The sequence below is a fragment of the Mycolicibacillus koreensis genome, assembly GCF_002104795.1.
GTDB lineage: Bacteria > Actinomycetota > Actinomycetes > Mycobacteriales > Mycobacteriaceae > Mycobacterium > Mycobacterium koreense.
Genome location: NZ_NCXO01000077.1, coordinates 1 through 9,287, shown reverse-complemented (window position 1 = coordinate 9,287; position 9,287 = coordinate 1). Strand labels below are relative to the sequence as shown.

Annotated in this window: 10 protein-coding genes; 4 read left to right on the top strand and 6 right to left on the bottom strand. The window is 65.7% G+C overall.

The features are described from left to right. The 4 genes from B8W67_RS19495 to B8W67_RS19480 form a co-directional block, all read right to left on the bottom strand. On the bottom strand, positions 1-1,252 hold a 1,252-nt coding region (locus B8W67_RS19495), incomplete at its 3' end, for an MlaD family protein (protein ID WP_085305804.1). Between the two features lie 2 nt (positions 1,253-1,254). After that, positions 1,255-2,115, bottom strand: a complete 861-nt coding sequence (locus tag B8W67_RS19490; RefSeq protein ID WP_069393381.1) for an ABC transporter permease — start codon at positions 2,113-2,115, stop codon at positions 1,255-1,257. A 2-nt stretch (positions 2,116-2,117) separates the two neighbouring features. Then, positions 2,118-3,005: an MlaE family ABC transporter permease gene (locus B8W67_RS19485; protein WP_084229001.1), complete on the bottom strand. Its 888-nt coding sequence runs from the start codon at positions 3,003-3,005 to the stop codon at positions 2,118-2,120. 35 nt (positions 3,006-3,040) lie between these two features. Then, positions 3,041-3,274, bottom strand: coding sequence for a hypothetical protein (locus tag B8W67_RS19480; RefSeq protein ID WP_069393383.1), 234 nt, complete (start codon positions 3,272-3,274; stop codon positions 3,041-3,043). Positions 3,275-3,657: 383 nt separating this feature from the next. On the opposite strand from B8W67_RS19480, the gene B8W67_RS19475 reads away from it, so the two are divergent. After that, on the top strand, positions 3,658-4,620 hold the full coding sequence (locus B8W67_RS19475; protein WP_085305802.1) for an alpha/beta fold hydrolase: 963 nt from the start codon (positions 3,658-3,660) through the stop codon (positions 4,618-4,620). A 4-nt stretch (positions 4,621-4,624) separates the two neighbouring features. Here B8W67_RS19475 and B8W67_RS19470 read toward each other — a convergent pair whose 3' ends face one another. Beyond that, positions 4,625-5,740 (bottom strand): Rv3169 family protein, encoded by a 1,116-nt coding sequence (locus B8W67_RS19470; RefSeq protein ID WP_085305800.1) that lies wholly within the window; start codon positions 5,738-5,740, stop codon positions 4,625-4,627. Further along, the gene (locus tag B8W67_RS19465; RefSeq protein WP_085305798.1) at positions 5,737-6,879 is read right to left on the bottom strand and encodes a phosphotransferase family protein; all 1,143 of its coding nucleotides are present in this window, start codon (positions 6,877-6,879) and stop codon (positions 5,737-5,739) included. Before B8W67_RS19465 ends, B8W67_RS19470 begins: the two co-directional genes overlap by 4 nt. 56 nt (positions 6,880-6,935) lie before the next feature. Between B8W67_RS19465 and B8W67_RS19460 the strand changes: the two genes are divergently transcribed. The 3 genes from B8W67_RS19460 (at position 6,936) to B8W67_RS20660 (ending at position 9,148) form a co-directional block, all read left to right on the top strand. After that, complete coding sequence (locus B8W67_RS19460; protein ID WP_085305796.1) at positions 6,936-7,550, top strand: TetR/AcrR family transcriptional regulator C-terminal ligand-binding domain-containing protein; 615 nt, start codon at positions 6,936-6,938, stop codon at positions 7,548-7,550. Between the two features lie 4 nt (positions 7,551-7,554). Further along, a complete protein-coding gene (locus B8W67_RS19455) occupies positions 7,555-8,226 on the top strand; it encodes a PIG-L deacetylase family protein (RefSeq protein WP_069393388.1) in 672 nt (223 codons plus the stop codon). A 304-nt stretch (positions 8,227-8,530) separates the two neighbouring features. Then, positions 8,531-9,148 carry a hypothetical protein gene (locus B8W67_RS20660; protein ID WP_133056159.1) on the top strand — a complete coding sequence of 206 codons (618 nt, stop codon included), beginning with the start codon at positions 8,531-8,533 and terminating at the stop codon, positions 9,146-9,148. Positions 9,149-9,287 lie beyond the last annotated feature (139 nt).

The window sequence follows — 9,287 nt, the reverse complement described above, 5'->3', positions numbered from 1 at the left end:
CCGGTGGTGGACCGGGGGGTGGCAGGGCCGGTGGGCCCTGCGGATCGCCGGGCATCGAGTGTCTGGGCGGGGTCACGTTGGGACGGTTCTCCGTCACCCCGGGGGTGGGCTGTACCCCTTGGGATTCCAGAGCCGGGAACAGATCCGGTGCGGTCGGGGTCTCGGGTGCGGTGTCGCAACTCGGTCCGGCCAGCTCACCGTATCGGGGACAGTCTGCGCGCACGTAGCTGCGGCTCGGGGTGAGTGCGATCGCCGCCTTGCCCGCTTTGAGGACCTTGGTCTCCGGATCCCAGGCGATGTCGTAAACCCGTATCGCCAGGTTCTGCAATTTGGTCGACACTCCGTGGAACTCGTCGGAGTGATCGGCGATCACACCCAGCGGCGGAGTCAACTGGGTGCTGATGGTGATCATGCGCTCGGCCTGGTTCTCCAGCGCCGTCGCCAAGGTGTCGAAGGTGCCCAAGCCGCCGGCCAGCAGGCTGCTCAGCTGTTGGCCCTTCTCGGTGATCGTGGCCATCGGTCGGATCGACTGGTCGAGGGCATCGAAGAGTTCGGGGGAGACGCGATGCAGCCCTGCCGCGGCATCGGTCAATGCCGACAGCGTGGTCGGCCCGGCGTCGTCGGTGGCGACGACGTCGTTGAGCCGGATGAGGATTTCGTTCAGGTCGTGGCCGGTGTCGGTGAGTTCTCTTCCGCGACCGTGGGTGGCGGCCCCCAGGGCGGCGATGACCCCGATGCTGTGGTCGTCGGCCTTGCGCCCCAGCGGGCCGATGAGTTGACGCAGCTTGTTGAGCACATTCTGGAATATCACCGTCGGCAGGGACTGGTCTTCGCGAATCACCGATCCGGTGCGCAGACGTCCGGGCGCCTCGCCGTTGTCCACCAACTGGACTGCGGAGACGGCGAACAGGTTGGCCGGGACCACCCGTGCGGTCACGGTGTCGGGGATCCATTGTGCGTAATCGGGTTTGATGGTCACGTGCACGGTGTTGGGTAGCCCGTGGGTCGACGGCGTGACATCGGAGACCGACCCCACCAGCAGGTTGCGGAACTTCACGTCGGAGCGCGGTGGCAGGCCGTCACCGATATTGGTCAGTTCGATGTCGACGCGCACCAGGTCATCGAGCTTGCCCTGGGATTTGGCCACCATCAGCATCGCCGTCGCCACGGCGACGGTGATGAAACAGACGCCGAGGACGAAGAGTCGCGGGTTGGAGGCGCCGCGGGGATCGGTGTCGAACCAGTTCGCCATCGTTACCCGCCGAACCTCGCGCCGGACTCGACGCCCCACAGCGCCATCGTCAACAGCATGTTGACCACCACGACCGCGGTCACGCTGGTGCGCATCGCGCGCCCGGCGGCCGTGCCCACGCCGGCGGGACCGCCGGCGGCGACGAAGCCGTAGTAGCTCTGGATCGTCGAGGAGATGAACACGAACACGCTGGCCTTGAATGTCGAGTACAAGACGTCGCGGCCGTTGACGAACAGTGAAAAATAGTGCAGGTAGGAGCCGTTGGACTGACCCGAGACCAGAACCACGGAGAACTGGCACGCCAGGTAGGCCACGCCGAGCGCGACCAGGAACAGCGGGACCACCGCGATGACCGAGGCCACCGCCCGGGTTGTCACCAAAAACGGGATCGGTTTGATCGCCATCGCCTCGAGCGAGTCGATCTCTTCGTTGATGCGCATGGCGCCGAGTTGGGCGGTGAACCGGCAACCGGCCTGGGCGATGAAGGCCATGCCGACCATGATCGGGGCCAGTTCGCGGGTCGTTGCGAACGACGAGATGAGTCCGGTGGCCGGCCCAAGACCCAGCAAGCTCAGAATGCTGTAGCCCTCGACGGCGACCAGAGCGCCGGCGATCAGGCCCAGCGCCAGCGCCACAGCGATGGTGCCGCCACCGACGACGATCGAGCCGTTGCCCCAAGCGATGTCGGAGAGCAGGCGCATCATCTCGCGTCGATAGTGGCGGAACATGGTGGGGATGGACGCCACGGTGCGGCCGAAGAAGTGCACCATGTGACCGGATTTCGCTACCCCGCGCACGAAGGATTCGGCCGAGTCGACGACCGGTCGCGTGCCGCGCAGGCGCAACGTGCTGGGAGACGCCATGGTCAGAGCGCCTGCCGGGGGAACAGGATCACGTAGAGCTGGCTCATCATCACGTTGACGAACATCAAGAGCAGGATGGATTCGACCACTGCCGCGTTCACGGCGTTGGCCACCCCGGCGGGGCCGCCACGGGCGTCCAGACCCTTCTGACAGCTCACGACGGCGACGATGATCCCGAAGACGATCGCTTTGACCAGGGCCAGCCACATGTCGCCGACGTCGGAGAACGACGAGAACGTCGCGATGAACGAGCCGGCCGTGCCGTTCTGCAAGAAGACGTTGAAGATGTATCCGGCGATGTAGCCGACGAAGAAGGTGATTCCGGTGAGGAGCACACCAACGGTGATCAGCGCAGCCAGTCGGGGCACCACCAGCCGGCGTACCGGTTGGACCCCCATGACCTCCATCGCCTGGATCTCCTCACGCATCGTGCGCGATCCCAGGTCGGCGCAGACGGCGGACCCGACCGCGACGGCCAGCAGCATCGCAGCCACTAGGGGAGCGGCCTGGCGAATGATCACCAGCCCGGTGGCCGCGCCGGCGAGGGAGGAGGCACCGACTTGGCCGGCCAGAACACTGAACTGGATCGAGAGGGTGACACCGACCGGGATGGTGACGAAAACCGTTGGTAGAAAAGCGGTTCCTGCCACGAACGCCGTCTGTTCGAGATACTCGCGGACCAGGAAACGGCCGGTGAACAGATCCAGGAACAGATACTGCAATGCCCGAATCCCCAGGACAACTTGGCTGCCGCCGGTGGCCAAAGACTGGATCGGGTGGTTGATCAGGTAGCGGCGCACCCAGTCGATCACACCGCGAAGACCCGGCCGATCAGCTAGTTGTTCCTCGATGATCTCAGCGAGGATGTGAGATGAGTCCGACGTCGTCATCACCGATGCCTCTTACTTCGCGAAACCCGTGATGGTCACTGCATGCAGACGTTGGAGAACAGCAGCACCGGCCAGGACACGATCGACCCCAAGAAGGAAACGACCAGGTCGACTCCTTGCATTTGCTGCAGATGTGCGGTGTGGGTCAGTGACCAGATCAACCCGATGATCAGGTACGGGGTGCCCAGAATCAGCCCCAGGCCGATGAGTTCCCCGATGCTCATCCGGTAGCTGAGCAGTTTGCCGAGCCGTTCCAGTAATCCGAGCATTTTCTCGTTCTCTCCCGCTGCCTCTAGCACCTCGACCGGTCGATGTAACCGGCATCACGGTCGTGCTGGTGTGTGCAGCATGGCACAGTTGGCGAACCGGCACAAGAGATAAGTTAATGACGATTCTGATCCGTGTGTCGATCGGCTGTCATCGGAGTGCCTGCCCGCCAACCTAATTCCATTAGATGAATGTTAAAAGTTACTGAGAAGACTCGCAGTCGCACCGACGTGAACGCCAGGCGGCGATGAGCCAGAGGTCGGCCCGTGCGAGCGGCACTTCGACCTCGCAGTTCTGCACAGGTGTGCCCAAATCTCCCCGGAATTGGCTGGTCAGTCAGTTACACTCGCCGGGCGGCAACGTCGCCGCGGCGAAGGGAGCTGCGATGAGTGCTCAACCATCGACCGCACCGGTGTGGTCCCCGGACGTGATGCCGCGGGGCCGGCCGGTCATCGTTCGCGCTACCGACGGAACACGGTTGCACACCGAGGTGTTCGGCCCGCCGGACGGCTATCCGATTGTGCTGTCCCATGGTTTCGTCTGCGCCCTGCGGGTCTGGGCGTATCAGATTACCGATCTGTGCGGTGACTATCGGGTGATCGCTTTCGATCACCGCGGTCACGGACGCAGCGGGATCCCCAAGCGCGGGGGATTCTCGCTCAACCATCTCGCCGCCGACCTGGATTCGGTGCTCGAGGCGACCCTGGCGCCCGGAGAGCGGGCGGTGATCGCCGGACATTCGATGGGCGGGATCACCATCAACGCCTGGGCGGAGCGCTATCCACGGCGAGTGCAACGCTTCGCCGACGCAGTGGCGCTGATCAACACCACCACCGGCGAATTGGTGAACCACATCGACCTGCTGCCGTTTCCCCGCCGGTTCGCCCCGACCCGCACCCTGGCGGCGACGAACCTGATCCGGGTGATCGGTGGATTCCCGGTTCACGGTCTGCTCAGCCCCCCGATCCGTCCGATGGTGGAGATGATGGCGGTGGGAGCGCTGGCCGATCCAGCGATCGCCGATTTCATCTACGAGCTCTTCGAAAACACCCCTCCGGCCGGACGTGGCGGCGCTGCCCGCGCGATGGTCAACGAGATGGGGGCGCGCTACTTCAACCTGGCCAACTTGAGCGTGCCGGCGCTGGTGATCGGCAGCGAACGCGACCGGTTGACCCCGATCAGCCAGTCACGCCGCATCGCCGCCGAGGTGCCGGAGCTGTTCAAGCTGGTGGAGTTGCCTGGCGGTCACTGCTCGATTCTGGAGCACCCCGACCGGGTCAACGCGGAGCTGCGGGGCCTGATCGAGGCGGTGGCCGGTCGGTCGGCGGCGCGTGAAGCGAGTTCGTGACCGGTCACGGGGCCATCGTCAGCCAGTCGGTGAACCCCGACGGGTCGTGGCGCCCGAGCACCCCGTGCTCGTAGAGACCCCACCCCTGAACGGCCGGGCCGTCGCCATCGCGGCAGAGGGCGTGCCCCACATGGTCGATCACCCCGAATCCGGTACGCGCCACGATCGCCGGATCGGTCATGTCGTAGGTGAGCCGCTCGGTGAATCCCGCCCCGCGCCACATGCCGTGTAGCCAATCCGGGTCACCCCCGTAGCCGCCGCCGACGTGGATCGGCACCGCCAGTTTGGATTCCACCTCGATATGCACCGGTGTTCCGTCGGCTCGGGTGGCCTCGATGACCGCGCCGGTCGGGATCCGGGTGCCGGAGCGATAGGTGGTGGTCACCCGCGGCCAGCCCAACTGTTCGACGCGGCCGTCGCGCCACACCCTCGTGCAGTCGTTGAGGGTGCGAAACCCGTCGGGCTGCTCTTGGACGATGAACACGATTGCGAAATCTTCGAAGGCCACCGGCAGATACAGCCACCACATGCCCTCGAACGGCGGATCGGCCGGCGCGCCGGCGGGTTCGGGCTCACCGACCGGCCGGATCCCCCAGGAACGATCCCGCGACCCGATCCAGGTCTTCGGGTCCACCGTGATCTCCTCGCCGTCGACCACCAAGGTGCCACTCCAGGAACCCAACTGGGCGAACCGCTGCGCATCGAGGGTGACGCGGTTGCCGGTGCGCAGGACGTGGGGTTGTTCCTGGACGACGTCGAACAGGCCCCGCCAGGTCAGGTCGGCGGCGATGCCCTCGGTCTCCTCCAACACCACCCGCAGTGAGCGCAGCGGATCGCTGATTTCGATGCGGTAGGCGCCGACGTGCGGGTTGAGCAGGTCGGCGTCGATGGTGTCCGACAGGTGCACCGCGGTCTGGGTGTCGCCGCGACGCACCAGGAAGAACGCATCCTTGACGCCGAGGTTGGGGTAGTAACCCATCCCGGTGATCACGAAGACGTCGCCGGTCCGGTCGTGGGCGTTCAGATACGAGCGGTCATAGAAGTTGCGGTCCGACGTGCCCGGCCACGCAATCGGCTGGGGCAGCTGGTGGACCGGGTACTCGTCGATCGGGCCGATCATCGCGGGTCTTCTCCCATCAGACGTTTGAGCAGATTACCGTGGTAGAACAGTGATTCGGGATCATCGGGGGCCTCCATCTCGCCGAAGTGGACACGGCGTGACCCGGTGCGCATGAACACGATCGCCCACATCAGCCCGGCATAGACGTAAAACCAGGAAAGATCGCCGATCTCGACCCCCGATGACTGCTCGTATCGGGACCGCACATCGGCCTCGGTGAGCATTTCGGGAAGTCCCGGCAGGTCGGCCAGCGTAGCGATCTCCTGAAACACCTTGTGCGCGAAGATCAGCCACGCCACGTCCAACTCGCGCGGACCCAGGGTCATCATCTCCCAGTCCAGCACGGCCGCGGGGGTGAAATCACGGTAGAGGACATTGCCGATCCGGGCGTCCCCCCAACACAGCACCGGATCGCGGGCTGCCTGCTGGTGCGGCCAGTGATCCTCCAGCCAGGAAAAACACCGCTCCAGCAGCCCCACCGGGCCGGTGTCGGCGGCGGCGAACTCATACCAGTCGCGCACCCACGCGAAATGGCGCCGCAGCGTGGTCTCGCCGCTGTGGTCGCCACCGAGGAACGCGAAGTTCTCGACCGGGTCGGCGATCGCGTGTAGGCGGGCCAGCACATCGACGGTGCTGTCGGCCAGGGTGCGCTGTTGCTCGGCGGTGGCGTCGGCCAGCCAGTTGCCGCCGAAGGTGTAGGGCATGACGTCGGGGGGCACCTGGCCGTCGACGAGGTCCATGAGGAAAAACGGCCGTCCCAGCACGGTGCCGGACGGCTCGAGCCAGCGCACCTGCGGCACGGGCACATCGGTCAACTCGGCGATCCGGCGCATCGCCGCGAACTGGTGATCCAGCCGGTAGGTCCTGAACACCGGCACGTCGGCGTCGGCCGGTGCGACCCGCGCCACCCAGCGCTGCTGCACCTCGGTGCCGTCCTGCGACCAGCGTCCGGACAGGATCAACGTCTCCGAGGACATCCCGTTGGCATCGACGCCGCTCTCCACGCTGACCTGCGGGGTGACACCCGCGGACATGACCTGGGACAACCAGTGCGCCATGACCTCGGGAATGGCGGTAACGTCGCGACTGGAGCGCTGGACCCGGGCGATGTCGGTCTCGATGGTCGGTTTGTTCGGCATAGCCGGACCTCCGTGTGCAGTACCCGCAATAATTACGATACGATCGGTAGCGATTTATGAAACCAGACACCGCGTCGGTTGACAAGCCCTCGGGCGTGGGCCGGCCCCGTGATCCTCGTATCGATGCCGCCATCTTGCAGGCGACCGCGGACCTGCTTGTGGAGAACGGCTATTCCAACCTCACCCTGGCCGCGGTGGCCGAGCGGGCCGGGACCACCAAGAGCGCGCTGTACCGACGGTGGTCGAACAAGGCCGAGTTGGCTCACGAGGCGGCGTTTCCCGCCGCGCCGAGCGCCCTGGAGGCTCCTACCGGCGATATCGTCACCGACCTGCGCGCGATGATCGTCGCGACGCGCGACGTGTTCACCAGTCCGGTGGTACGCGCCGCACTGCCTGGGGTGACCGCCGACATGGCCACTGACCCGGGCCTGCACGACCGGGTGATCTCGCGGTTCACCGGCTTGTTCGCGGTGGTGCGCGAGTGGCTTGCCCACGCCGTCGACCGGGGCGTGGTGCGCCCGGAGGTGGATCCGGACCGCCTGGTCGAGGTGATCGGGGGTGCGACCCTACTCAGCGTCCTGGTGCACCCGCAGGCCGATCTCGATGACGCCTGGGTGGACCGCACGACCGACATCGTCGTCCACGGTGTGCTGCGCGAAGGAGGTTCCTGACCCGATGTCTGAGCCGCAGCCCTTTCCCGACGACTGGCAGCGGGCCCTGGTGCTGGTGGCCCACCCCGACGACGCCGAATACGGAATGGCCGCCGCAGTCGCCAAATGGACCGCTGCCGGCCGCGAGGTCCGCTACGCGTTGGCCTGTCGCGGCGAAGCGGGGATCGCCGGGATGGCGCCGCAGGACGCCGGACCGTTGCGTGAGGCCGAGCAGCGCCGTGCCGCGGCCCTGGTCGGCGTCGATGATCTGGCGTTCTGGGATTTTCCCGACAGCGCGATCCGTGACACCGCGAAACTGCGCGATCGCATCCGTGCCACGATCATCGACACCGCACCGCAACTGGTGCTCTGCGGGTACGGCGGGCCTGAATTCGGTCCGGGCCAGCCCAACCAGCGCGACCACATCGAGTTCGCCGCCGCGGTGACCGCCGCCTACGACGCGCTGGACGACCGACCGCGGTGGCTGTTTCAGCAGAGTCCTGAGCCGACCCACATCGAGGTCGTCGACGACTACATCGACGTGGCGGTGGCGGCGCTGGCCGCCCACGAGCGCTACCTCGAGGTGCTCGACCCGCAGACCCCGGCGGAAGACCAGGCCCGGCAGGTGATCGACATGGTGGCCCCGCCGCTACCGGATTCGGGGCGTCGTGTCGTGGGGTTCGCCCGGATTCGGTGACCGGACGACGGGAGTGGCAAACGCGCTGCGCACCTCACCGGTGCGATTCCGGTCATTCTCGGGGCGGTGGGTGTGGCATGATCACGCCCGAACCTACGAGTGGGGAGCGCTGGACGCGGCAGTCGATGATCAACCATGCAGGGTTGGCTGATCCGGGCGACGTGTCGAGGCCGCCGGGTCTGCCGCAGGCGAGGGTTCCGCAGCCTTCGCCGGGCGGGTAAGGACAGTGGTGATGCATCTTCGTCGAGGTGGCCTGGTGGTCGTCGGGGGGATCGCCGCGGTAGTCGTCGCTGGGTGCTCGTGGATGTCTTCTCCGGCGCCAGAGGATGTGGAGTCCAGTCCCGTTGCTGTGGCGCCGCCGGTGGGTTATCGGGTTCCGTCGAATGTGCGGTTTTCTGAGCATTGGGTGTCGACTCCGGCGGTGGATTTGATGAGTCCGGAGGGCACGTATATTCGTGCCTATATTGAGGGTGACCACATCGCCGATTTCAACCGGGGCAAAGCGGAGGGGTCGTATCCGGGGTTCGCGAAGGCAGCAGAAGATCGTGGTGGCTATCCGTTTACCGGTACTGGTCTTATCAGTACCGGATTTCATACGAATTGGGTTCACGAGTTCGATAGTGTTCCGGATGGTTCAGCGACCGCGGTGGTGTGCTACGCAGCTAACGTCACGTTAAACGGGACGTTTCCGAAGAACTACACGATTTTCAAACGGACGTTTGTGTTTCAGCGGGTGGGGGTGGCGCCGCCGAAGAATCAGCGGGGGCCGGGCCGGGCGCCGCTGGTGTCGGTGTTCGGGGATTGGTACACGACGAGCTTCAAGATGCATCCGTTTATGGATCCGGGGTGTGTGGCTGATGCGATACCGGTGGATAAGAGTCCAGGTGCCACTCCGGGGTGGCCGGATGCGCCACCGGTGTAGAGGGGTGCCGTAATCGCCGATCTACCGGAGGTGCCCGCGTGGTGATTAGCGAGACGATTGCCGGCTCTTCACCACGAACCTGGGAGATGGGGAGTCCGGGCGACACGCCGCGAACGGTGAAATGAACTGATCGTGGGCC

Coding starts and splice junctions, on each gene's coding strand:
- B8W67_RS19490 (WP_069393381.1), bottom strand. CDS start 2,115: ATGGCGTCTCCCAGCACGTTGCGCCTGCGCGGCACGCGACCGGTCGTC.
- B8W67_RS19485 (WP_084229001.1), bottom strand. CDS start 3,005: ATGACGACGTCGGACTCATCTCACATCCTCGCTGAGATCATCGAGGAA.
- B8W67_RS19480 (WP_069393383.1), bottom strand. CDS start 3,274: ATGCTCGGATTACTGGAACGGCTCGGCAAACTGCTCAGCTACCGGATG.
- B8W67_RS19475 (WP_085305802.1), top strand. CDS start 3,658: ATGAGTGCTCAACCATCGACCGCACCGGTGTGGTCCCCGGACGTGATG.
- B8W67_RS19470 (WP_085305800.1), bottom strand. CDS start 5,740: ATGATCGGCCCGATCGACGAGTACCCGGTCCACCAGCTGCCCCAGCCG.
- B8W67_RS19465 (WP_085305798.1), bottom strand. CDS start 6,879: ATGCCGAACAAACCGACCATCGAGACCGACATCGCCCGGGTCCAGCGC.
- B8W67_RS19460 (WP_085305796.1), top strand. CDS start 6,936: ATGAAACCAGACACCGCGTCGGTTGACAAGCCCTCGGGCGTGGGCCGG.
- B8W67_RS19455 (WP_069393388.1), top strand. CDS start 7,555: ATGTCTGAGCCGCAGCCCTTTCCCGACGACTGGCAGCGGGCCCTGGTG.
- B8W67_RS20660 (WP_133056159.1), top strand. CDS start 8,531: ATGTCTTCTCCGGCGCCAGAGGATGTGGAGTCCAGTCCCGTTGCTGTG.